This is a genomic window from Streptomyces sp. NPDC058291 (assembly GCF_042880855.1).
GTDB lineage: Bacteria > Actinomycetota > Actinomycetes > Streptomycetales > Streptomycetaceae > Streptomyces.
The window spans coordinates 166,421-190,509 of record NZ_JBHVYK010000002.1 but is presented as its reverse complement, the minus strand read 5'-3'; the positions used below and the strand labels follow the sequence as shown (position 1 = coordinate 190,509).

Genomic DNA, 24,089 nt, shown 5'->3' with positions numbered 1-24,089 from the left:
GGGTGGGCCGGTGCGGGCGTGGGCCGGGTGGGCCGGTGCGGGCGTGGGCCGGGTGGGCCGGTGCGGGCGTGGGCCGGGTGGCGGGCGTGCGAGGGCGCCGACCGGGGCTTCTGGCTGGTGCCCCCGAACCTCCTCGATGAACCGGAGCGTCTCGTCCTGGTCGCGCCGATCCTCTGTGCCCATGGGACGAACTCGGTCATCATCCCTTCATACGCGAGGAGTCGACCGACCAGAGACGTTTCGCCGCCGGCCCGCGGCGAGGCGTCCGGGGGGTCAGCGGCTGCCCGTGAGATGCGCGAACACGACGACGTTGCCCTGGTAGCCGGTCGCCTTCGAGTAGCCGCCGCCGCAGGTGATGACCCGCAGCTCCGGCCGCTCCGCCGCCCCGTACACCTTCGCGTCGGGGAAGTCGCGCGCCTGGTAGACCTCGACGGCGTCCACGGTGAACACGGCGACGCTTCCGTCGCGCCGGTCGACCTCGACCGCGCTGCCCTTGCGCAGGGCGCCCAGATCGTAGAAGACGGCGGGGCCGTCGGCGTTGTCGACATGGCCGGCGACGATCGCGGTGCCCCGCTCGCCGGGGGTGGTGCCGGCCTCGTACCAGCCGGCCAGGTTCTCCTTCTCGGCGGGCGGGACGTCGAGGCTGCCGGAGGCGGTGAGGGCGAGGCCCGTCAGGGGGGCGTCCACGTGGATGGAGGGGATGCGGACGCGGTCGGGCGCGGAGGGCGGGAGCGCCGGGGCGGACCGTCCGGGCAACTGCGGGCCGTCGGAGCGGGCCTGGGCCGCGGACGGCTGCGGCGGGGCGTGCGTCTCGGATCCGCTGTGCAGCAGCCACGCGCCGCAGCACAGGGAGGCCGTGGTGACGGCCGCCACGGCGGTGTTGCCGAAGCTGCGCATGCCGCCGCTCCTCTCCGTGGCTGCGTCGGTGTGGGGTGTACGGGGTCCCCGTGCCCCCTCCGGGCCGCGAGGGGCGTCGGGCCCGGAGGGGAGGGGACGTGCGGTACCGGCGGACGGACAGCGGAGGGTGTCCGTCAGATCCCGTCGCCTCTCGCCCGGCGATGCAGGAGCCAGGTACCGCCCGCGGCGGCGACGGCGAGAGCCGCCACACCGGCCGCGGTCTGAACGGGGTCGGGGCCGAGTGCGCCGCCGACCCCCGTCTTGACACTTCCGCGCGGAGGCACCGGCTGGCGGTCCGAGGTCAGCACGACCACCAGGTCCCCGGTGACCCGCCGCCCGTCCCCGGCGCACTCCGCGACGATCTCGTACGTGCCCGGCTGCGCGCTCGGCGGCACCCGGAACTGCCCGACGGCCTCGCCCTCGTGCGTGGTGGGCGCGAGCGTGAAGCGGCCGGCGCCCACCGCTCCGGCGTCGCCCGCCGCCGACCCGTCGTCCCCGCACGCCGCCGTGTTCACGGAGACCTGCCCGCCGGGCACGGCGGTGGAGGGGTACACCGCCAGTTGCCCGCCGGGGGAGGCGGGGTCGACGCCGGCCGTCGCGGCATGGGCGGGCGCGGCGACCCCGGCCGCCGCGGTGACGGCGAGCGCGGCGCCGGACAGCACCCGGGCGGCGCGACGGACGGTGCGAGCGGTGGTGACGGTGCGGACGGCGCAGGCGGTACGGAGGGTACGACCGGGGGCACGGCGGGCGGTGTGCCGGGCGGTACGTCGTCGCATCGGTGCTCCTCCGAGCTCTTCGGGAAATCCCTGCCCTTCCGAGGTAAGTCGCCGCGGGCCCGCCGCGCTTGCTGATGGTGCGTCAGGAATGGGATGAATGGGTGTCAGACGCCGGTGGGCCGGGGCGATCCGCGATGTCGTTTCAGCAGGTCACCGGCGCATTGACGGCCGGGTGCGGAAAAGTTTCCGCAGGGCGTGTGAACGGGTGACCGGTCAGCGGCGGGCGAGCCAGTCCCCGCCCTCGATCGGCTTCCCCCGGGCCCTCAGCCCGGCGGCGACGCCGGGCGCGGCGAGGTACACCCAGGCGCGCACGGGGGCGGAGCCGGCCACGCGGACCACCTCGCGCGCGACGCGCTCGTAGAGATTGCGCGGGTCGCCCGGCACGTACTCCTCCAGCCGGTCGAGTTCGGCGAGCAGCCGGGCGTACGCCTCGGGGCGGGCCGTGACGAGTTCCCCGGCGACGGTCGCGCCCGCCTCGCCCGGCGCCTCGACCGCGTAGGGGTAGCCCGGCCCGTCGTAGAGCAGTGCGCCCACCAGGCGGGCCGGCTCCTCGCGGAGGGTGCGGCCGCGCAGGAGGAGGTCGTGGTTGACCTCGCCGGGGCGGAGCGTGCCGTAGACGAAGAAGGGGAGTTCGCGTGGTTCGGCGGCGATCACGGAAACGATTCTCTCCCCTCACCGGCCCCTCACCGCTCCATCGCGTATGCGCTATGGACATGACATGTCATGCCCTCTTAAATGCCAGGACGACATCAGCGCCACCTCCACAGGCCGCTCACAGGCCACCCCCACACGCGCCCCCACGGCGCCTTCCCGAGGAGACCGAAGACACTGATGAGTCGGATACGGCAGCACGTCCGAGGTTCCCGTCTGGCCACCGCCGGCATCGCCGCCACCACGGCCACGCTCCTGGCCGCCGCGCTCTCCCCGGCCGCCGACGCGGCCGACAGGCCGACCCGGGCGACCGCGCTCGACCACGCGGCGGAGGCCCTCGCCGACCACGCGGCGGCCCTGGGCCTCACCTCCGTGCAGGGCACGTCCGTGCGGGACGTGATCGTCGACAAGGACGGCTCCCAGCACGTCCGCTACGACCGCACCTACCGCCGACTCCCCGTCCTCGGCGGCGACTTCGTCGTCCATCTGGGCCGCGACGGCGCGTACCGCGGCGCAAACCGGGCGACCGGGGCGGCGATCTCGCCGGCGAGCATCACTCCGAAGGTGCCGGCGCCCACGGCCGCCGACGCCGCCGTCGACGCCCTGCGCGCGGCCCACCCGGGCCAGACGCTGCAGCAGGTCAAGGCCAAGCCCCAGCTCGTCGTCGACGCCCTGCACGGCGTCCCGAGACTGGCCTGGCGGACGAACGTCGTCGGCCTGGACTCGCTCGGCAACCCGGTCGCCCGCGCGGTGCTGACCGACGCCCGCACCGGAGCCCGCATCGACGCCTGGGACACCATCGAGACCGCCACCGGCGACGGCCGCTCCCTGTACGGCGGCACGGTCGGGCTGGAGACGACCCTCTCGGGATCGACGTACCAGCTCAAGGACCCCACGCGCGGCAACACGTACACCGGCGACGCGGCCAACAAGACCGACCTGTGCATCTTCGGCATCTGCATCAGCCGCGCCCCCGCGACCCTGTTCACGGACGCGGACAACCACTGGGGCACCGGCGCGTCCGCCGACCGCTCCACGGCCGCGGTGGACGCCCAGTACGGCACCGACGTGACCTGGGACTACTACAAGAACGTCCACGGCCGCAACGGCATCGGCAACGACGGCAAGGGCTCCTACAACCGCGTCCACTACGGCAACAGCTACAACAACGCCTTCTGGGACGACAGCTGCTTCTGCATGACCTACGGCGACGGCGACGGCACCCAGCTGGGCCCGCTGGTCGCGCTGGACGTGGCCGGCCATGAGATGTCCCACGGCGTGACCTCGAAGACGGCCAAGCTGACGTACTCGGGCGAGTCCGGCGGCCTCAACGAGGCGACGTCCGACATCTTCGGCAGCCTCGTCGAGTTCCACGCGGGGAACGCCTCGGACGTGGGCGACTACCTGATCGGCGAGAAGATCGTCCGCTCCGGGTTCGGCAAGGACGCCCTGCGCTACATGGACAAGCCCAGCAAGGACGGCAACTCCGCCGACTACTGGAGCAGTTCGGTCGGAAACCTCGACGTCCACTACTCCTCCGGCGTCGCCAACCACTTCGCGTATCTGCTGGCGGAGGGCAGCGGCACGAAGACCGTCAACGGGGTCACCTACAACTCCCCGACGTACAACGGCTCCACGGTCACCGGGATCGGCCGCGACAAGCTCGGCGCGATCTGGTACCGCGCCCTGACCGTCTACATGACGTCCTCGACGAACTACGCCGGAGCCAGGGCGGCCACCCTGAGCGCGGCCAAGGACCTCTACGGCGCGGGCAGCACGGAGTACAGCACGGTGGCGGCGGCCTGGGCCGCGGTCAACGTGAACTGAGGCCGTCCCGAGCGCCGGGGGAGCGTCCCTCCGGCGCTCCCGGCGCTCCCGGACCCGGCGCGGAATCCCGCTTCCGCGCGGCCTGGCCACCCGTTACGCTCCCTCCGCGCGCATCCGGCGCGAGCAGGGGGTCCCGGGAGGCCGGGAGCACCGGGGCATTGGGGACAGTGGGGGACATGAGCGAAGAAGTTACCGCGCCCGAAAAGGGTCCGAACCCGTGGGCGCAGGCGATAGCGGCCCTGGTCGTGGTCGGCGCGCTGGGGGGCGCGCTGTTCGTGCTCCAGAAGAACGACGCCAAGGCCGCCGACAAGCCGGCGACCTGTTCCGTCGACGACGAGAGCGAGAAGGCCGCCGCGGCCGCGAAGGCGGCGGGGCGCGTCTCCGGGACGCAGCTGTGCGCGGCGCTGAACCGGCCGGACCTGCCGGCGCTCCTCGGGACGCCGCAGGAGCGTGCGGTGACGGCTTCCGGCGGTGACGGCTCGGTCGTCCCGGCCGGCGGCAAGGAGGTCCGGACACCCGAGGCGACCGTCCAACTCGACACCTACACCGTGCAGTTGACGCGGTCCTATGACGAGCTCCCGATCGCCGGGATGGCGGATCTGCTGAACGAGGCGCAGACGAAGACGGTCGCCGGCCACCCCGCGGTGCTCTACTCGACCCAGACGATCGCCATCCGCTTCAACCTCGGCGGCGGCAAGTCGGAGACCGGCCCCGGCGGCGTCGCCCGCGCCCTGGTCGTCGCCCCGGACGTCAAGGACGGCGGCGGCTCCTACGAACTCACCGTCTGGCGCCAGGACAGGATGCGGCCGGACGACACGGCGCTGCTGCGCATCGCGGAACAGGTGCTGCCCACCGTCCCGGGCTGGACGACGTCCGGATGACGTCCGGATGACGTCCGGATGACGGCCGCGGGCGGTGACGCCCGCCGGGCGCGGGCGCTCGGCCGACAGCACGTCACCCGCCGGGCGATCGGCCGCTGACGGCCGTCGCGGTCATCTCGCCGCCCACGACCGCGCCGAAGGCCGGCGCCCCGGGGGAGGAGCGCCGGCCTTGCGGTCACGGGACACCGTGCGCGTCGGTCGACGGGACGGAACCGTGTCGTGCCGGTCTCAGGCGACCAGCTCGGTCCGCTCCGGCCTGCCCGGCCGCACCGGCTCCTCCGTCCGTGCCTCGGTCGCGGGCGGCCGGGGCTTGCCGTCCCGCATCACCAGCGTCGCCAGGATCGCCGCCGCGAGGACGCCGATCGCGCTGACCGCGAACGTCGTCGTCATCGAGGCGGTGAAGGCCTCCCGGGCCGCCCGGACCAGGCCCGCGTCCTGGCCGGCCACCGCGAGCGCGCCGCCGATCGACCGCCGGGCCGGCTCGGGGGCGTCGGCCGGCATCCTGGCGGCGAAGCCGCTGGTCAGCAAGGAGCCGAGGATCGCGATGCCGAGGGCGGTGCCGGCCTGCTGGATGGTGTCGTTGAGGGCCGAGCCGACGCCGGCCCGGTCCTCGGGGATGGTGCTCATCAGCGCGCCGACGGCGGCCGGCATGGCGAGGCCCGCGCCGAGGCCGAGCAGCCCGAGGGCGATCGCCGGGGCGGTGACGCCCGAGTCGGCGTCGACCGTGGTCAGCAGGGCGAAGCAGGCGACCATCCCGAGCATGCCCGCCAGGATCACGAACCGGTTGCCGATCCTCGCCGCCAGCTTCACGCCCACGCCGTTGCCGATCAGCGCGGCCACCGCGAGCGGCAGGAAGGCGAGGCCCGCCTCGACGGGGGAGTAGCCGAGGACGAACTGCAGGTACTGGGTGAGGACCAGCAGCAGCCCGCCGTTGCCGATCTGGACCAGGGCCAGCGACAGCGAACCGCCGCTGAAGTTGCGGTGCTTGAACAGGGCCAGCGGGACCATCGGCGAGGAGGTGACGTTCTCCCAGACCACGAAGCCCGCCAGGCCCGCCACGGCGACCGCCAGCGAGAGCGTGGAGCGGCCGCCGAACGCGCCGTGCTGGGGAAGCTCGATGATCCACCAGACCAGGGCGGTCATGCCGATCGCGGAGAGCACCGCGCCCAGCGGGTCGGGCTTCTGCCACGGCGCCTTGGACTCCGGCATCAGGACCACGGCGGCGACGATCGCCAGGAAAACGACCGGGACGTTGATGAGGAAGATGGAGTGCCAGGAGAACCGGTCGATCAGGAGCCCGCCCAGCACCGGGCTGCCGACCAGGCCCAGCATCGACACCGAGCCCCATGCCGCCATCGCCCTGCCGCGCTCCTCCTCGTCGAAGACGGTGATGAGGATGGAGAGGGTGGACGGCAGGATCAGCGCCCCGCCGACGCCCATGGCGGTGCGCACGGCGATCACCTCGGCGGGATCGGCGCACACCGTCGCGGCGAGCGAGGCCGCCCCGAAGACCGTCAGTCCCAGGAGCATCACCTTCCGGCGGCCGAAGCGGTCGCCGAGGCTTCCGGAGGTCAGCAGCAGCCCGGCGAAGACCAGGATGTAGGAGTCGAGGATCCACTGGGTGTCCTGGGCGCTCGCGCCGAGGTCCTCGGTCATCGAGGGCACCGCCACGGTGAGCGCCATGCTGTCGATCGTCAGCACCAGCGTGCTCAGGCACAGCACGACGAGGATCCACCAGCGGCGTGGATTACGGGTTTCCATGACGTCCTGTCCCTTCGCGATGCGCACGCCGTTCCCGGACTGCGCACACTGTTCCGTCTCTTGCGTACGGTGTTCCGTCCGCTGCGCACACTGTACGCATGACGGAACGGTGTGCGCAAGGAGGGAACTCTGTACGCTGGTAGCGCACGATGTACGCCAGAAGACCGCCGAGCCCTTTGGGAGTGGAGCCGTGACCGCCAGGACGAAGAACGCCGACCCCGTGCCGTCCGTCTGGACCCGGCAGCGCCGCGAGCCCGACCAGCCCGCGCTCAGCCGCGACGCCATCGTGCGCGAGGCGGTCGCCATGCTGGACGCGGACGGCGTCGAGGCGCTGAGCATGCGCAAGCTGGGCGCCCGGCTGAACGCGGGCGCGACCTCCCTCTACCGGCACGTCGCCACCAAGGACGAGCTGATGGAGCTGGCCGTGGACGAGGTCGCCGCCGAGATCCGGGTGCCGGACGCGGGCGCCCCCGACTGGCGGGCCGCCGTCACCGAGGCCGCCGCCGCCTTCCGCGCGACGAGCCTGCGCCACCCCTGGCTGTCGGCGGTCCTGGGCCAGGCCGGCCTCGCCTACCTGGGCCCCAACCTCATGACCTTCTCCGAGCGCCTGGCCGCGCTGTTCACGGCCGCCGGCTTCCCCGAGCCGAGCCGCGCCATCGACACCGTGCTGTCCTACGTCATCGGCATGAGCACCACCGAGGCCGCCTGGCTCACCACCGTCGCCCGCTCGGGCGAGAGCGAGGCCGACTTCGTCGCCCGCCTCATGCCGGCCGCCCAGCGGGCCGCGGCCGGCCACGAACACCTCGCCGGCGGCTACGCGGACACCGCCGCGTCGGCCGCCGACCCCGCGGCCGTGCGCGACGAGAAGTTCCACTACGGCCTGCAGGTGGTCCTGGACGGCCTGTCCCTGCGCCTGCCCGCCCAGCCGGTCGCACCGGGCCATCGCCCGGCGTGAACGGCCCTGCCTACGGGGCGAGTTCCAGGCGTACCGCGCAGGCCTTGAACTCCGGCATGCGGGAGGTGGGGTCGAGGGCCGGGTTGGTGAGGGTGTTGGCGCGGCCCTCGCCCGGCCAGTGGAACGGCATGAACACGGTGTCCGGGCGGATGCCGGGGGTGATCCGGGCCGGGGCGACGGCGCGTCCGCGCCGGGACACGACCGCCACCCGGTCGCCCTCGGCGGCCCCGAGCCGCGCGGCCAGCCGCGGATGCAACTCCACGAAGGGGCCGGGGGCGGCGGCGTTCAGCTCGTCCACGCGCCGGGTCTGCGCGCCGGACTGGTACTGCGCGACGACCCGCCCGGTGGTGAGGAGCACGGGATAGTCGTCGTCCGGCTCCTCGGCGTTCGGACGGTGCGAGACCGGCACGAAGCGGGCCCGGCCGTCCGGGGTCGCGAACCGGTCCAGGAAGAGCCGGGGCGTGCCGGGCGCCGGCTCGTCGTCGCGCGCCGGACAGGGCCAGAACACCCCGTTCTCCTCGGCGAGCCTGCGGTAGGTGATCCCGGAGTAGTCCGCGACGCCGCCCGCGCTGGCCCGCCGCAGCTCCTCGAAGACCTCCTCGGGCTCGGCCGGGAAGCCCTTCTCGACGCCCAGCCGGCCCGCCAGCTCGTGCAGCACATCCAGGTCGCTGCGCACGCCGTCCGGAGCGGTGATCGCCTGCCGCCGCAGCAGGACCCTGCCCTCCAGGCTGGTCGTCGTCCCCGTCTCCTCCGCCCACTGGGTGACCGGCAGGACGACGTCCGCGAGGGCCGCCGTCTCCGACAGCACGACATCGCAGACGGCGAGGAATTCGAGGGACCGGATGCGCTCCTCGACGTGCGCCGCGCGCGGCGCCGACACCACCGGGTTCGACCCCATGAGCAGCAGCGAGCGGATGTCCGTCCCCAGGGCGTCCAGCAACTCGTAGGCGCTGCGCCCCGGGCCCGGCAGGGAGTCGGGGTCCACGCCCCACACCCCGGCCACGTGCGCCCGCGCCGCCGGGTCGTCCAGCTTGCGGTAGCCGGGCAACTGGTCGGCCTTCTGGCCGTGCTCGCGTCCGCCCTGTCCGTTGCCCTGTCCGGTCAGACAGCCGTAGCCGCTGAGCGGCCGTCCCGCCCGGCCCGTCGCCAGGCACAGGTTGATCCACGCGCCGACCGTGTCGGTCCCCTTGGACTGCTGCTCGGGTCCGCGCGCGGTGAGCACCATCGCGGCCTCGGGCTCGCAGAACAGCCGGACGGTCTCCCGCAGTTGCGGAACGGACACCCCCGTGATCCGTTCCACGTGCTCCGGCCAGTGGGCCATGGCGGCCGCCCGGGCGTCCTCCCAGCCGACGGTGCGCTCGCGCACGTACTCCTCGTCGACCCGTCCTTCGGCGACGATCAGGTGCAGCAGGCCGAGGGCGAGCGCCAGATCCGTCCCGGGCCGGGGCGCCAGATGCAGGTCGGCCTGTTCGGCGGTCTTCGTGCGGCGCGGATCGATCACGATCAACGTGCCGCCGTTCTCCCGCAGTTCGCTGAAGAACCGCAGCGAGGGCGGCATGGTCTCGGCGAGGTTGGAACCCACGAGGATCACGCACCCCGTCCGCGGGACGTCCTCCAGCGGGAAGGGCAGCCCCCGGTCGAGCCCGAACGCCTTGACGCCGGCCGCCGCGGCGGACGACATGCAGAAACGGCCGTTGTAGTCGATCTGCGAGGTGCCGAGCACGACCCGCGCGAACTTGCCCAGCGCGTACGCCTTCTCGTTGGTCAGCCCGCCCCCGCCGAACACGCCGAGCGCGTCGGCCCCGTGCTCGTCCCGCACCCGGCTCAGCTCCCCGGCGACCCGGTCCAGCGCCTCCTCCCAGGTGGCCGGCACGAGCGAGTCGCCCGAACGCACCAGTGGGGAGGTCAGCCGCACCCGCGAGGAGAGCACCGCCGGCGCGGTACGGCCCTTGCCGCACAGCGCGCCCCGGTTGACCGGGAAGTCGGGGCGCTCGACCACCTCGACGCCCCCCGTGGGCAGGGGCGACAGGGCCATCCCGCACTGCAGGGCGCAGTACGGGCAGTGGGTGGGCGTCGAGGCGGTCTGCATGCGGTTCAGCGTGCTTCGGCCGTGTTACGCGCCGTGCGGTCTCCTGTTACGGCGGTGTGGTGGTGCCCTCCCCGCCGCTCCCCGGGCCGCGTGAGGAGCGCCGGGGACCGGCGTACGCGGTCCTGCCGTGTGTCATGGGCCGTCCTGACGCCGTCACCCGGCGGCGCCGAGCGCCCGCGCCACGCCCCGCTCCTTCGGGCCGAGGAACCGGGGGTCCGGCTCGAACACCGCGTCCAGAACCGCCTTGCCGGCCGCGAGGACCTCCCGGGCGCCCCCGTAGTACCAGGTCACGTCGTGTCTCGCGTCGACCCCGACGCCGTAGGACTCCACCCCCGCCGCCTCGCACAGGGCGACGGCCCGGCGGATGTGGAAGCCCTGGCTGATCAGCACGGCCCTGTCCACGCCGAAGATCTTCTTGGCGCGGACGCAGGAGTCCCAGGTGTCGAACCCCGCGTAGTCGCTGACGATCCGCGTGTCGGGCACCCCGTGCCGGGTGAGGTAGGCGCGCATCGCGTCGGGCTCGTCGTAGTCCTCGCGGCTGTTGTCGCCGGTGACCAGGACGACCTCGATCCGCCCCGCCCGGTACAGCGTCGCCGCCGCGTCCAGCCGGTGCGCGAGATACGGCGACGGCTCGCCGTCCCACAGTCCCGCGCCGAACACCACGGCGACCTCGGTGCGCGGTGCGTCGGCGGTCGTCCCCAGCCGGCCGGCCGTGGACACGAACAGCCAGGTGGCCGGCAGCAGCGCCAGCACGCACCCGGCCATGACGGCCTGCACCGACCGGCGCCGGCCGGCGCGGGTGCGCGGCCATCGCGGCCGACGGATCTTCATACGGTGTCCCCCAGGTCGAACAGATCGAGCAGATGGAGCAGGCCGGGCGGATCGACCGGGCCGGGCGGGCCGGGCAGGCCACGAACCGGAAAGGCCGGAAGACCGGAAAGCCGGAAAGCCGGAAAGCCGGAAAGCCGGAAAGCCGGAAAGGCCGAACAGGCCGAACCTCTTCGGCCCGGGAAGACGCGACCGGCGGTGATCCGGTTCGAGCGTCCCCGCCACGAGCCGCATCTCACACCGGCCCTGGGCCCGCCGTGAACGGCCGGAAAACACTCGTGACGGTCAGGCAACGGGGGGGCAACCTCGTGCCGTCACCATGGACGCATGAGCCAGCCAAGCCTCGTCCAGCTCGACGCCCGCCGGCGCGCCTGCCGGCCCACGCTGGTCGTCGTCGCCCACGGCAGCCGCGACCCGCGCGCGCTGAGCACCGTCCGCGCCCTCCTGGACGACGTCCGCGCCCGCCGCCCCGGCCTGCCGGTGCGTCTCGGCCACATCGAGCTCAACGAGCCGCTGCTGACGGACACCCTCGCCGGGCTCGACGCCCGCGACACCGCCGAGGCCGTCCTGGTCCCCCTGCTCCTGGCCCGCGGCCACCACGTCAAGCGGGACATCCCCGAGACGGCCGCGGCGGCCCGGGTACGCACGCGCTTGGCCGCGCCGCTGGGTCCGCACCCCCTGCTGGCCGACGCCCTCCTCGCCCGGCTCGTCGAGGCGGGCTGGCGCTCCGACATGACGCGCGCGGAGCGCGCCGCGAGCGCGGTCGTCCTCGCGGCCGCGGGCTCCCGCGACCCGGACTCGGCCGTCGACACCCGCCGCACGGCCCGGCTCCTGGCCGCACGGCTCGGCGTCCCGGTGGTCCCCGCCTACGCCTCGACGGCGACCCCGACGATCGCCACGGCGGTCCGCGCGCTGGCGGCCAGGGGCCGCGAGAGAGTGGCGGTCGCCTCCTGCTTCACCGCCCCCGGCCGCTTCGCGACGGAGTGCGCGCAGGCGGCCCCCTGGATCGCGTCGGCGCCGCTGGGCACCCACCCGGCGATGGCCGACCTGCTGCTCCACCGCTACGACCAGACCCTCGTGGCGGGAGCCGGTAGCAGCGCGGCCTGACCGGCGCGCGGCCGCGTCGACCGTCGACGTGCGGCTCCGCCGCGCCGGGTGCGACCGGCCGTACACCGCGGGTGAGCCGCCGAGGCGCCGTACCCGGCAGCCGGGTACGCGCCCGATTGTCACCGCCGCCGCTTACTGTCGAGACATGCCCTACGACGTGCCGTCAACCGAACGCTGGGCGGCGGAGCCCGACAAACGCCCTGGCCGCACCGCCTTCCAACGCGACCGCGCCCGCATCCTGCACTCCTCGGCGCTGAGAAGACTCGCCGGCAAGACCCAGGTGGTGACGCCCGGCACCCGCACGGACGTCTGGGACGCCACCCCCCGCACCCGCCTCACCCACTCCCTGGAGTGCGCCCAGGTGGGGCGCGAACTCGGCGCGGCCCTGGGCTGCGACCCCGACCTGGTCGAGGCGGCCTGTCTCTCCCACGACCTCGGCCACCCGCCGTTCGGCCACAACGGGGAACAGGCGCTGAACGACTTCGCGCGGGACTGCGGCGGCTTCGAGGGCAACGCCCAGTCGCTCAGGCTCCTCACCCGCATCGAGCCCAAGCGCTTCACCCCCGAGGGCTCCGTGGGCCTCAACCTCACCCGGGCCGCCCTCGACGCCGCCACCAAGTACCCCTGGCCCCGGGGCGCCCACCCCACCGACCCCGCCTCCCCGAAGTTCGGCGTCTACGAGGACGACAGGCCCGTCTTCGACTGGGTCCGCAAGGAGGCCCCCGGCACCCGCACCTGCTTCGAGGCGCAGGTCATGGACTGGGCGGACGACGTGGCGTACTCGGTCCACGACGTGGAGGACGGCCTGCACGCGGGACACGTCGACCCCGGCTGCCTGCACGCCGAACCCGAACGCCAGGAGGTCTTCCTGGTCGCCGTCGGCCGCTACGTCCCCGCCGGGACCGACCCGGCCGAACTCGCGGCGGCCCTCGACCGCCTCCAGGACCAGGACTGGTGGCCGCACGGTTACGACGGCACGGCGGTGGCCCAGGCCCGCCTCAAGGACGCCACCAGCCAGCTCATCGGCCGCTTCTGTCTCGCCGCCGAGGGCGCCACCCGCGCACGGCACGGAACGGGCCCCCTCAGCCGTTACGACGCCGAACTCGTCGTCCCGCACGAGACCCGCCTGGAGTGCGCCGTCCTCAAGGCGGTCGCCGACCGGTACGTCATGCAGCGCGCCGAACAGGCGATCCTGCGCGCCGACCAGCGCGTCGTCATCAGCGAGCTCGCCGACGCCTTCACCGTGCGCGCCCCCGACGGCCTCGATCCCCAGTTCCGCGCCCTGTTCGACCGGGCGCCCGACGACCGCGCCCGCAAACGCGTGATCGTGGACCAGATCGCCTCCCTGACCGACGCCTCGGCCCGCGCGCTGCACGCCCGGCTGACGGTGCGCACGAGACCGTGACCGAGAGGCGCGCCGGGTGCGCCCAAACGGGCCCGAACGGACCCCGGCGCGCCGTGATCGGGCACGTCCCCCTTCCCCCATCACGCTCCGTGCGGGACGCTCGCATGGGGCGGCACGCACAGTTCCGTCCGGGGGACACCCCCCAGACCCGGTAGGAGGCATCACGTGGTCGACGCGGATCAGACATTCGTCATCGTCGGAGGAGGCCTGGCCGGCGCCAAGGCGGCCGAGACGCTGCGGGCGGAGGGCTTCACCGGCCGCGTGATACTGATCTGCGACGAACGCGACCACCCCTACGAGCGACCGCCGCTGTCCAAGGGATACCTGCTCGGCAAGGACACGCGCGAGAGCGTCTTCGTGCACGAGCCCGCCTGGTACGCGCGCAACGACATCGAACTGCACCTCGGCCAGACCGTCGACGCCATCGACCGCGCCGCGAAGACGGTCCGCTTCGGCGACGACGGCACCCTCGCCCACTACGACAAGCTGCTCATCGCCACCGGCGCCGAACCGCGCCGGCTGGACGTCCCCGGCACCGACCTCGCGGGCGTGCACCATCTGCGCCGGCTCGCGCACGCCGAGCGCCTCAAAGGCGTCCTGGCCGCCCTCGGCCGGGACAACGGCCACCTGGTGATCGCCGGCGGCGGCTGGATCGGCCTGGAGGTCGCGGCCGCGGGCCGTGAGTACGGCGCCGAGGTCACCGTCGTGGAGCCGGAGCCCACCCCGCTGCACGGCGTGCTCGGCCCGGAGCTGGGCGCGCTCTTCGCCGACCTGCACCGCGAGCACGGCGTGCGCTTCCACTTCGGCGCCCGGCTCACCGAGATCGTGGGCCAGGACGGCATGGTCCTGGCCGCCCGCACCGACGACGGCGAGGAGCACCCGGCCCACGACGTCCTCGCGGCGATCGGCGCGGCCCCGCGGACCGCGCTCGCGGAGGCGGCGGGCCTGGAGCTGGCCGACCGCGCCCACGGCGGCGGCGTGGCCGTGGACGCCTCGCTGCGCACGTCCGACCCGGACGTCTACGCGGCCGGCGACGTGGCGTCCTTCCCGCACGGCCTCTTCGACACCCGGCTGCGGGTCGAGCACTGGGCCAACGCCCTGAACGGCGGCCCAGCGGCCGCCCGCGCGATGCTCGGCAAGGAGGTCGCCCACGACCGCGTGCCCTACTTCTTCTCCGACCAGTACGACCTGGGCATGGAGTACAGCGGCTGGGCCCCGCCGGGCTCGTACGACGAGGTGGTGATCCGCGGCGACGCGGGCAAGCGGGAGTTCATCGCGTTCTGGGTCAAGGAGGGCCGCGTCCTGGCCGGGATGAACGTGAACGTGTGGGACGTCACAGGGCCGATCCAGAAGCTGATCGCCTCGCGGACCGCCGTGGACACCGAGGCCCTGGCCGACCCCCACGTGCCGTTGGAGAGCCTCAACGCCTGACCCCGGGCCACCGGTCGCCGAGCCGGAGACCCCCGGTCACCGGCACCGGGCCACCGGCACCGGGCCACCGGCACCGGGCGACCGGCAACCGGCAGCCGGTGACCGCGCCCTCCGAAGGCCCCCGGGTCACCGACACCGGGCCACCGGCAACCGGCAACCGGCAGCCGGTGACCGGCGCCCGCCCCCCCGGAGGCCCCGGGCCACCGGCAACCGGCAACCGGCAGCCGGTGACCGGCGCCCGCCCCCCCCGGAGGCCCCGGGTCACCGGCACCGGGCCACCGGCAACCGAAACCGGTGACCGGCGCCCGCGCCCCCCGGAGGTCCTGGGTCACCGGCACCGGGTCATCGGCAGCGGTGACCGGCGCCCGCGCCCTCCGAAGGCCCGGGTCTCGGGCACGTGGGCGCGGGCGCGGGGGCGCGTAGGTGCGGGTCGTGCGCGGTGGGCCGGTTCCGCTGCGGCGGCGGGCGGCACCCGGTCACGGCCCGCGCCGGTCAGGCCTCGCGCCCGGTCACCGCTCGCCGGGGATGTCGGCGCGCCCCCGTAGAATCACCACGTGGCAGGACGGATCAACGACGAGGACGTGAAGGCTGTTCGGGACGCGGTCCCGATCGACGCCGTGGTGTCCGAGTACCTCCAGCTGCGCAACGCGGGCGGCGGCAACCTCAAGGGCCTGTGTCCCTTCCACGACGAGAAGTCGCCCTCCTTCCAGGTCAGCCCGAGCAAGGGCCTCTTCCACTGCTTCGGCTGCCAGGAGGGCGGCGACACCATCACGTTCGTGATGAAGGTCGACCACCTCACCTTCTCCGAGGCCGTCGAGCGCCTGGCGGCCCAGGCCGGCATCACGCTGCGCTACGAGGAGGGCGGCTACAACCCCGCCAACCAGCGCGGAGAGCGCATCCGTCTGGTCGAGGCCCACAAGATCGCCGCCGAGTGGTACGCCGAGCAGCTCGCGGTGAGCCCCGAGGCCGACACCGGCCGGATCTTCCTCGCCGAGCGCGGCTTCGACCAGGCAGCCGCCGTCCACTTCGGCGTCGGCTACAGCCCCCAGGGCTGGGACCACCTCACCCGCTTCCTGCGCGGCAAGGGCTTCACCGACAAGGAGATCCTCCTCTCCGGTCTCGCCCAGGAGGGCCGCCGCGGGCCCATCGACCGCTTCCGGGGCCGGCTGATGTGGCCCATCCGCGACATCGGCGGCGAGGTCGTCGGCTTCGGCGCGCGCAAGCTGTACGAGGCCGACAACGGGCCGAAGTACCTCAACACCCCCGACACCGCGATCTACCGGAAGTCCCAGGTCCTCTACGGCATCGACCTCGCGAAGAAGGACATCGCCAAGTCGTCCCGCGCGGTCGTCGTCGAGGGCTACACCGACGTCATGGCCTGCCACCTCGCGGGCGTCACCACCGCCATCGCGACCTGCGGCACGGCCTTCGGCGGCGACCACATCAAGATCCTGCGCCGGCTGCTGATGGACAACGGCAGCGCCCGCGTCATCTTCACCTTCGACGGCGACGCGGCCGGCCAGAAGGCGGCCCTGCGCGCCTTCGAGGACGACCAGAAATTCGCCGCCGAGACGTACATCGCCATCGCGCCGGACAATATGGACCCCTGCGACCTGCGCCTGGCCAAGGGCGACGAGGCGGTCGCCGACCTCGTCGAACCCCGCACCCCGCTCTTCGAGTTCGCGCTGCGCCAGATCGTCGTCCGCTACGACCTCGACACCCCGGCGGGCCGCGCCGCCGCCCTCGACGAGGCCGCGCCCATCGTCGCCCGCATCAAGAACAGCGGCGCCCAGCACGAGGTCGCCGTCCAGCTCGCCGGCATGCTCGGCATCCTGGACACCCAGTTCGTCGTCAAGCGCGTCGCCCAGCTGGCCCGTTGGGCCCGCGACCGCGGCGGCAAGGGCCCGGCCCCGGCCGGACGCGGCCCGCAGCAGTACGAGGCCTCCCCCCGGCGCGGCGCGGGCGGCCCCGCCCTCAACCTCCGCAACGCCGTCTACGCCACCGAGCGCGAACTGCTCAAACTCGCCCTCCAGCGGCCCGAACTGGTCTCCCCGGCCTTCGACGCGTACGGCGTCGACGAGTTCACCGCCGCCCCCTACGCGGCCGTTCGCCAGGCCATCATGGACGCGGGCGGCGCCGAGTGGGGCGTCAAGGACGGGTCGGAGTACCTCGTACGGGTGCGGGAGGCCGCGCCCGACGACGTGGTCCGGGCGATGGTGACCGAACTCGCGGTCGAGGCGATCATGCGCCGCACGGTCGACGAGAACTACGCGGGCGAGCAGCTCGTGACCGTCCGCCGGAGGGCGGTGAGCCGGCGGATCACCGAGTTGCAGAGCACGCTGACCCGCCTCGGCCACGCGGACCCGGCCCAGGCGGCCGCCGTCCAGAACGAGATGATGATTCTGACCAGGTACGACAGGGCGTTGCAGCACGAGGGCCCCTCCGCGCTCTGAGCAGCCGTCCGCGGCAGGGTGTCCGCCGCGTGACGCTCCGGACGCAAAAAGTCACCGCACGCCCCTCGTGGCGAGGTTGTGTCGTACCCCACACTGGTCCCGGTGCCTGAGTCCTCGGAGCGGTCCCCCGCAGTACCGCCGCCGCTCACCTCAGCAGCGATCATCCTGGAGGTCGCCCCCGTGCAGACCCAGACCCTGACCCAGACCGACCGCACCGCCGAAAGCCCGGCCGAGGCCGCCGAGGCCGACGCCGAGGCCGACGCCGAGACCGACGCCGAGACCGACGTCCTGGCCTCGGTTCCGCCGCAGAGCCGCACCGCGCACCACCCCGAGACCGAACCCGGGGCCGAAGCCGGGGCCGAAGCCGGGGCCGAAGCCGGGGCCGAAGCCGAGGTCGAGGCCGAGGTCGAGGCCGAGCCCGCCGAACCGCCCGCCGAGGCGCTCGAAGAGGGCCCGGAACCGGAGCCCGTCGCGGCGCCGACACGCGCCCGGGCCGCCGACAGCGGCAGCCCCTCCTCCGACCTGTTCCGCCAGTACCTGCGCGAGATCGGCCGGATCCCGCTGCTCACCGCGGCCGAGGAGGTCGAGCTCGCCCGTCGCGTGGAGGCGGGCCTGTTCGCGGAGGACAGACTGACCGGCGCCTCCGACCTGGACAGCCAACTGGCCCTCGACCTCGACCGGTTGGTCGTCATGGGCCGGATGGCCAAGCGCCGCCTCATCGAGGCGAACCTCCGGCTCGTGGTGTCCGTCGCCAAACGCTACGTCGGCCGCGGGCTCACCATGCTCGACCTCGTCCAGGAGGGCAACCTCGGCCTGATCCGCGCGGTCGAGAAGTTCGACTACGCCCGCGGCTACAAGTTCTCCACCTACGCCACCTGGTGGATCCGGCAGGCCATGTCCCGCGCCCTCGCCGACCAGGCCCGCACCATCCGCGTCCCGGTCCATGTCGTCGAACTGATCAACCGGGTCGTCCGCGTGCAGCGCCGCATGCTCCAGGAACGCGGCTACGAGCCCACCCCCGAGGAAGTGGCCGGCCAGCTGGACCTCCCGCCCGAGCGCGTCGGCGAGGTGCTGCGCCTGGCCCAGGAGCCGGTCTCCCTGCACGCCCCGGTGGGCGAGGAGGACGACGTGGCCCTCGGCGACCTCATCGAGGACGGCGACGCGGCCAGCCCCGTCGAGTCGGCCGCCTTCCTGCTGCTGCGCGAGCATCTGGACGCCGTGCTCTCCACCCTCGGCGAACGCGAGCGGAAGGTCGTCCAGCTGCGTTACGGACTGGCGGACGGCCGGCCGCGCACCCTGGAGGAGATCGGCCGCATCTTCGGCGTGACGCGCGAGCGGATCCGGCAGATCGAGTCGAAGACGCTGAACAAGCTGAGGGACCACGCGTTCGCGGATCAGCTCCGCGGCTACCTGGACTGATCCGCCGCGGCCCCGCGGAGCCGCTCGCCGTCCCCGGGCGAGCGGCCCCTGCGGCGACCCCGGCTAGTCCACCTCGGCCACCGCCTGCGCGAACTGCGCCTTGTACAGCCGCGCGTAGGCGCCGTCGGCCGCCAGCAGCTCGGCGTGCGCGCCCTGCTCGACGATCGAGCCGTTCTCCATCACCAGGATCGTGTCGGCGTCCCGGATGGTCGACAGCCGGTGCGCGATGACGAACGACGTCCGTCCGTGCGCCAGCTTCGCCATGGCCTTCTGGATCAGCACCTCGGTGCGGGTGTCGACGGAGCTGGTGGCCTCGTCGAGCACCAGGATCGTCGGATCCGACAGGAACGCCCGCGCGATGGTGATCAGCTGCTTCTCGCCGGCGCTGACCCCGCTGCCCTCGTCGTCGATCACGGTGTCGTAGCCGTCGGGCAGCGTGCGCACGAACCGGTCGGCGTGCGCGGCCCGCGCCGCCTCCTCGATCTCGCTCCGGGGGACGTCCCTGGACGCGCCGTACGCGATGTTCTCCGCGATGGTGCCGCCGAACAGCCAGGTGTCCTGCAGCACCATCCCGATCCCGGCGCGCAGCTCGTCGCGGGACATCCTCGCGATGTCGACGCCGTCCAGGGTGATGCGCCCGCCGGAGACGTCGTAGAACCGCATGAGCAGGTTGACCAGCGTCGTCTTGCCCGCGCCCGTCGGGCCCACGATGGCGACCGTGTGGCCGGGCTCCACCGTCAGCGACAGGTCCTCGATCAGCGGCTTCTGCGGGTCGTACCGGAACGACACGTGCTCCAGCGCCACCCGCCCGCGCAGCTCGGCGGGCCGCTCGGCCGCCACCGGGTCCGCCTCCTGCTCCTGCGCGTCCAGGAGTTCGAAGACCCGCTCGGCCGAGGCGACACCGGACTGCACCAGGTTGGCCATCGACGCGAGCTGCGTCAGCGGCATCGAGAACTGGCGCGAGTACTGGATGAACGCCTGCACATCACCGATGGACAGGGAACCGGACGCGACGCGCAGCCCGCCGACCACCGCGACCAGCACGTAGTTGAGGTTCGACACGAACATCATCAGCGGCTGCATGACCCCGCTGTTGAACTGCGCCTTGAACCCGGCCTCGTACAGCGCGTCGTTCTGCTCGGCGAACTGCTGGGCCGACTCCTCCTGGCGGCCGAACACCTTCACCAGCGCGTGGCCGGTGTACATCTCCTCGATGTGGGCGTTGAGCTTGCCGGTGGTGCGCCACTGCTGCACGAAGTGCGGCTGCGACCGCTTGCCCACGCGCGTGGCGACGACGAACGACAGCGGCACGGTCACCAGCGCGACCAGCGCCAGGATCCACGACACCCAGAACATCATCACCAGCACGCCGACGACGGTCAGCAGCGAGTTGATCAGCTGACCCATCGACTGCTGGAGCGTCTGCCCGATGTTGTCGATGTCGTTGGTGGCGCGGGACAGCACCTCGCCGCGCTGGCGCTTGTCGAAGTACGACAGCGGCAGCCGGGACAGCTTCGTCTGCACGTCCTCGCGCATCCGGAACATCGTCCGGTTGACGGCCCGGTTGACCAGGCGCGTCGCCACCGCCATCAGCAGACCGGCGATCAGGAACACCCCGATCGCGAACAGCAGGACCCGGCCGACCGAGTCGAAGTCGATGCCCTTGCCGGGGGTGAAGTCGGTGCTCTCGAGCATGTCGGCGACACCGCTGTCGCCGCGCTCGCGCATCGAGTCGAGGACCTGCTCCTTGCTCGCGCCGGCCGGCATCTCCCGCCCGACGATGCCCGCGAAGACCAGGTCGGTGGCCTTGCCGAGGATCTTCGGCCCGACCACGCTGAGGCCGACGCTCAGCGTCACACAGGCCAGCATCGTGAAGAGCGTGATCCGCTCCGGCCTGAACCGGGCGAGCAGCCGCCTGCCGGAGGCCTTGAAGTCCAGCGAGTGGCTGTCGGGGCCGGTGCCGGCCATCATGCGTCCCATGGGCCCGGCCATCAGGCGGCCTCCGCTTCCGTGAGCTGGGAGAGCACGATCTCCCGGTAGGTCTCGTTGTCCGCCATCAGCTCGTGATGCGAGCCGGCGCCGACGACCCGGCCCTCGTCCAGGACGATGATCCGGTCGGCGTCGCGGATGGTGGCCACCCGCTGGGCGACGATCACCACGGTCGCCTCCGCGGTCTCCTGCCCGAGTGCCGCCCGCAGCGCCGCGTCGGTGGCGTAGTCGAGGGCGGAGAAGGAGTCGTCGAAGAGGTAGATCTCCGGTCGCTGCACGAGCGTGCGCGCGATGGCGAGCCGCTGGCGCTGACCGCCGGAGACGTTCGTGCCGCCCTGCGCGATGGGGGAGTCCAGCCCGTTCTCCAGCTTGCTGACGAAGTCCCTGGCCTGGGCCACCTCCAGCGCGTGCCACAGCTCCTCGTCGGTGGCGTCGGGATTGCCGTAGCGCAGGTTGGTGGCGACCGTGCCGGCGAACAGGTACGGCTTCTGCGGCACGAGTCCGACGGTCCTGGCCAGCAGCGTGGGTTCGACCTCGGCCACCGGGACCCCGTCGACGAGCACCTCGCCCTCGGTGGCGTCGAACAGCCGGGGCACCAGCCCGAGCAGGGTGGACTTGCCGCTGCCGGTCGAGCCGATCACGGCTGTCGTCTCACCGGGTCGGGCCACGAGCTCGACGGCCTTGAGGACGGGCTCCTCGGCCCCGGGGTAACGGAACCCGGCCCCCCGGATCTCCAGGTGCCCGTGCCGGCGCAGCTCGGTGACCGGCGCCAGGGGCGGCACCACGGACGACGAGGTGTCCAGCACCTCCTGGATGCGCTCGGCGCACACCTCCGCGCGCGGCACCATCATGAACATGAAGGTGGCCATCATCACCGACATGACGATCTGCATCAGGTAGGCGAGGAACGCGGTCAGGTCACCGATCTGCATCCCGCCGCTGTCGATGCGGTGGGCCCCGAACCAGACCACCGCGATCGACGACAGGTTCACCGTCGTCATGACCACCGGGAACATCAGTGCCAACAGGTTGCCGGTCTTCAGCGACAAGTCGGTGAGGTCGGCGTTGGCCTTGCGGAACCGCTGCTGCTCGTACTCGTCCCGGACGAAGGCGCGGATCACCCGGTTGCCGGTGATCTGCTCGCGCAGCACCCGGTTCACGGTGTCCAGCCGCACCTGCATGGCCCGGAACAGCGGACGCAGCCGGCGCACGATCAGCGTCACGCAGACGCCCAGGGTCGGCACCACCGCGACCAGCACGCCGGACAGCGGCACGTCCAGGCCGAGCGCCAGCACGATGCCGCCCACGCACATGATGGGCGCCGACACCATCAGCGTGAACGTCATCAGGGCCAGCATCTGGATCTGCTGGACGTCGTTGGTGGTCCGGGTGATCAGCGTCGGCGCGCCGAACTGGCCGACCTCGCGGGCCGAGAAGGACTGGACCCGGTCGAAGACGGCACCCCGGACGTCACGGCCGAGCGCGGAGGCGGTCCTGGCGCCGTAGTACACGGCGCCGATGTTGCACACGACCTGCGCGAGCGAGACGGCGATCATCACACCGCCGAAGGACAGGATGTACCCCGTGTCCCCCTTGACGACACCGTTGTCGATGATGTGCGCGTTCAGCGTGGGCAGGTAGAGGGTGGCGCAGGTCTGCAGCAGCTGCAGCAGCACCAGCAGGATGATGGGTTTTCGGTAGGGCCTGAGGTAGGTCCTCAGCAGTCGTATGAGCACGCTGTGTCTCTCGGAGTCGGCGGGGAGAGGCATTGGTTGCCCCTGGCCCCTATCGTCGGACACTCCACCCGCGTTACCTCAACCGATTAAGCCGACAGCAGTGCTTTTACGGACTTCCCGCGCACGCCGCCGCGCGCCGGGCGCCCCCGATGCCCCCGGTGCTCCCTGCGCACCCTCGCGCTCCCGACAGGTCCGGCACGTCCCGCGCATCCGGAAAGTCCGTCATGTGCGGAACGCCCCTGGATGCGTCTGTTCCCGCACCGAGATGAACTGCTGCCGCACCGCCTGTCCCACGGCGAGGTCCTCGCCCGGGTCCAGCACCTGCGCCGCGGCTCCCTGCCAGGCGGGCGGGGTCCGCGGATCCAGCGTGCCCTGCGATGCGCCGAGCGCCCACGCGGCCTGCCGGGCCGCCCCGATCGCCGCGTAGTCCGCCGGCTGCGGCACGACCACCTGTGCCCCGAACAGCGCGGGCGCCGCCGCCTGCACCGCGGGCAGCTCCGCAGCGGCCCCGAGCAGGAAGATCCGCCGGACCTCCACGCCCCGGCCGCGCAACACGTCCAGCGCGTCCGCGAGCCCGCACAGCATCCCCTCGAACGCGGCCCGCGCGAAGTGCTCGGGCTTCATGGACTCACGGCGCAGCCCGGCCAGCGTCCCGGCCGTGTGCGGCAGGTTCGGGGTCCGCTCGCCCTCCAGATAGGGCAGCATGACGAGGCCGTGCGACCCCGGCGTCGACTTCATCGCCAGATCGGACAGCGCCTCCAGATCGGGCGCCCCCACGAGCTCGGCGGCCCCGCGCAGGGTCCGCACCGCGTTCAGGGTGGTGACGACGGGCAGGTGCATCCCGGTCGCGTCGGCCAGGGAGGTGATCATCCCGCTCTGGTCGACCAGCGCCTCGTGGTGCACGGCCATCACGGAACCGGAGGCGCCCAGGGACACGACCGCGTCCCCGTGCCCGATGCCCAGCCCCAGCGCCGCGGCCATCGTCTCGCCCGTCCCGGCGGAGATCAGCAGCCCCTCGGGCGTCGTGCCGGCCGCGTCGGACGGTCCGATCACCTCGGGCAGCATCGCCTGGTGGCCCAGCGCCAGCTCCACGAGATCCGACCGATAACCGCCGGTCGCGGCCGACCAGTAACCGGTGCCCGAGGCGCCGCCGCGATCGGTGGTTCGTCTCACGGGCCGCCCGAGCAACTGCCACACCAGCCAGTCGTGCGCCTGCAGCAGCACCGTGGTCCGCGCGGCGGCCTCCGGCTCGTTCTTCGCCAGCCAGCGCAGCTTGGTCACCGGCTGCGCGGCCTGCGGCACACACCCCACGGCCTGCGCCCACGCCTCGCGCCCGCCGAGCGCGTCGACCAGGTCCGCCGCCGCGACCTGCGCCCGCTTGTCCCCGCCGACCATCGCGGGCCGCACCGTGCCGCCCTGCGAGTCCAGGGGCACGACGGCGTTCTGCTGCGAGGACACGCCGATGGCCTGCACGCCCTCCAGCAGCCCGCCGCCCGCCGCCTCGCCCAGGGACAGCAGCCAGGCCTGCGGATCGACGTCGGAGGGCCGCCCGCCGCCCTCGGCGCCTTCCACCGGATGCGGCGCGTATCCCTGCCGGAGCACGGCTCCGGTGTCCGCGTCGCAGACGACGATACGAGTGAAATCGGGCGAACTGTCCAACCCGGCGACTATCCCCATGGCGAAAATTCTGCCGCACTTCCCGCTCGGCTTCGGCCGTCGGGCCTCACAGGGGTGACGGCCGTCCGACGGGCGGACCCGCGTCGTGCCTGGTCGCGCACGCGGCCACGCCCCCCGGGTCCCCCCGGGGGGCGTGGCGATTACGTGAAGAAAAGGACCGCGAGGGGACTGCGAGTACCGAGCGCACCGCAAGGCCGCGAGGGCCGC

General features: G+C 73.2%; 17 protein-coding genes and 1 pseudogene. 8 read left to right on the top strand and 10 right to left on the bottom strand.

All coding sequences use genetic code 11. From position 1 onward, the window contains the following. The 4 genes and pseudogenes from ACFVYK_RS02065 to ACFVYK_RS02050 all read right to left on the bottom strand — a co-directional run. Window positions 1-183 (bottom strand): annotated as a pseudogene (locus ACFVYK_RS02065) (hypothetical protein); the annotation flags it as partial. 90 nt (window positions 184-273) lie between these two features. Next, window positions 274-897 carry a class F sortase gene (locus ACFVYK_RS02060; protein ID WP_389767478.1) on the bottom strand — a complete coding sequence of 208 codons (624 nt, stop codon included), beginning with the start codon at window positions 895-897 and terminating at the stop codon, window positions 274-276. Between the two features lie 134 nt (window positions 898-1,031). Then, on the bottom strand, window positions 1,032-1,673 hold the full coding sequence (locus ACFVYK_RS02055; protein WP_389767476.1) for a hypothetical protein: 642 nt from the start codon (window positions 1,671-1,673) through the stop codon (window positions 1,032-1,034). Between the two features lie 213 nt (window positions 1,674-1,886). Next, window positions 1,887-2,327: a gamma-glutamylcyclotransferase family protein gene (locus ACFVYK_RS02050; protein WP_389767474.1), complete on the bottom strand. Its 441-nt coding sequence runs from the start codon at window positions 2,325-2,327 to the stop codon at window positions 1,887-1,889. 177 nt (window positions 2,328-2,504) lie between these two features. On the opposite strand from ACFVYK_RS02050, the gene ACFVYK_RS02045 reads away from it, so the two are divergent. Continuing rightward, window positions 2,505-4,151, top strand: a complete 1,647-nt coding sequence (locus tag ACFVYK_RS02045) for a M4 family metallopeptidase (protein ID WP_389767472.1) — start codon at window positions 2,505-2,507, stop codon at window positions 4,149-4,151. Between the two features lie 176 nt (window positions 4,152-4,327). Further along, window positions 4,328-5,032 carry a DUF6215 domain-containing protein gene (locus tag ACFVYK_RS02040; protein ID WP_389767470.1) on the top strand — a complete coding sequence of 235 codons (705 nt, stop codon included), beginning with the start codon at window positions 4,328-4,330 and terminating at the stop codon, window positions 5,030-5,032. 228 nt (window positions 5,033-5,260) lie between these two features. On the opposite strand, the gene ACFVYK_RS02035 is transcribed toward ACFVYK_RS02040, so the two are convergent. Continuing rightward, on the bottom strand, window positions 5,261-6,793 hold the full coding sequence (locus tag ACFVYK_RS02035) for an MFS transporter (protein WP_389767468.1): 1,533 nt from the start codon (window positions 6,791-6,793) through the stop codon (window positions 5,261-5,263). Between the two features lie 190 nt (window positions 6,794-6,983). Here ACFVYK_RS02035 and ACFVYK_RS02030 point away from each other — a divergent pair, with 190 nt between their 5' ends. After that, window positions 6,984-7,748 (top strand): TetR/AcrR family transcriptional regulator C-terminal domain-containing protein, encoded by a 765-nt coding sequence (locus ACFVYK_RS02030; RefSeq protein ID WP_389767466.1) that lies wholly within the window; start codon window positions 6,984-6,986, stop codon window positions 7,746-7,748. Between the two features lie 10 nt (window positions 7,749-7,758). Here ACFVYK_RS02030 and ACFVYK_RS02025 read toward each other — a convergent pair whose 3' ends face one another. Both ACFVYK_RS02025 and ACFVYK_RS02020 read right to left on the bottom strand, forming a co-directional pair. Next, window positions 7,759-9,837, bottom strand: a complete 2,079-nt coding sequence (locus tag ACFVYK_RS02025; protein WP_389767464.1) for a molybdopterin oxidoreductase family protein — start codon at window positions 9,835-9,837, stop codon at window positions 7,759-7,761. A gap of 153 nt (window positions 9,838-9,990) precedes the next feature. Then, window positions 9,991-10,668, bottom strand: coding sequence for a vancomycin high temperature exclusion protein (locus ACFVYK_RS02020; RefSeq protein ID WP_389767462.1), 678 nt, complete (start codon window positions 10,666-10,668; stop codon window positions 9,991-9,993). Between the two features lie 324 nt (window positions 10,669-10,992). Between ACFVYK_RS02020 and ACFVYK_RS02015 the strand changes: the two genes are divergently transcribed. The 5 genes from ACFVYK_RS02015 (at window position 10,993) to ACFVYK_RS01995 (ending at window position 18,480) form a co-directional block, all read left to right on the top strand. After that, entirely contained in the window at window positions 10,993-11,772 is a 780-nt protein-coding gene (locus tag ACFVYK_RS02015; protein ID WP_389767460.1) for a sirohydrochlorin chelatase, read from the top strand. Window positions 11,773-11,917: 145 nt separating this feature from the next. Then, window positions 11,918-13,177: a deoxyguanosinetriphosphate triphosphohydrolase gene (locus ACFVYK_RS02010; RefSeq protein WP_389767458.1), complete on the top strand. Its 1,260-nt coding sequence runs from the start codon at window positions 11,918-11,920 to the stop codon at window positions 13,175-13,177. Window positions 13,178-13,342: 165 nt separating this feature from the next. Next, window positions 13,343-14,608 (top strand): NAD(P)/FAD-dependent oxidoreductase, encoded by a 1,266-nt coding sequence (locus ACFVYK_RS02005; protein ID WP_389767456.1) that lies wholly within the window; start codon window positions 13,343-13,345, stop codon window positions 14,606-14,608. Between the two features lie 554 nt (window positions 14,609-15,162). After that, window positions 15,163-17,061 (top strand): DNA primase, encoded by a 1,899-nt coding sequence (dnaG, locus tag ACFVYK_RS02000; protein WP_389767454.1) that lies wholly within the window; start codon window positions 15,163-15,165, stop codon window positions 17,059-17,061. A 102-nt stretch (window positions 17,062-17,163) separates the two neighbouring features. Further along, the gene (locus ACFVYK_RS01995) at window positions 17,164-18,480 is read left to right on the top strand and encodes an RNA polymerase sigma factor (RefSeq protein ID WP_389767452.1); all 1,317 of its coding nucleotides are present in this window, start codon (window positions 17,164-17,166) and stop codon (window positions 18,478-18,480) included. A gap of 63 nt (window positions 18,481-18,543) precedes the next feature. Here ACFVYK_RS01995 and ACFVYK_RS01990 read toward each other — a convergent pair whose 3' ends face one another. The 3 genes from ACFVYK_RS01990 to ACFVYK_RS01980 form a co-directional block, all read right to left on the bottom strand. Beyond that, on the bottom strand, window positions 18,544-20,472 hold the full coding sequence (locus ACFVYK_RS01990) for an ABC transporter ATP-binding protein (RefSeq protein WP_389767450.1): 1,929 nt from the start codon (window positions 20,470-20,472) through the stop codon (window positions 18,544-18,546). After that, window positions 20,472-22,205, bottom strand: a complete 1,734-nt coding sequence (locus ACFVYK_RS01985; RefSeq protein WP_389767512.1) for an ABC transporter ATP-binding protein — start codon at window positions 22,203-22,205, stop codon at window positions 20,472-20,474. Before ACFVYK_RS01985 ends, ACFVYK_RS01990 begins: the two co-directional genes overlap by 1 nt. A 222-nt stretch (window positions 22,206-22,427) precedes the next feature. Then, window positions 22,428-23,882 (bottom strand): FGGY-family carbohydrate kinase, encoded by a 1,455-nt coding sequence (locus tag ACFVYK_RS01980; protein WP_389767448.1) that lies wholly within the window; start codon window positions 23,880-23,882, stop codon window positions 22,428-22,430. Between the last annotated feature and the right edge of the window lie 207 nt (window positions 23,883-24,089).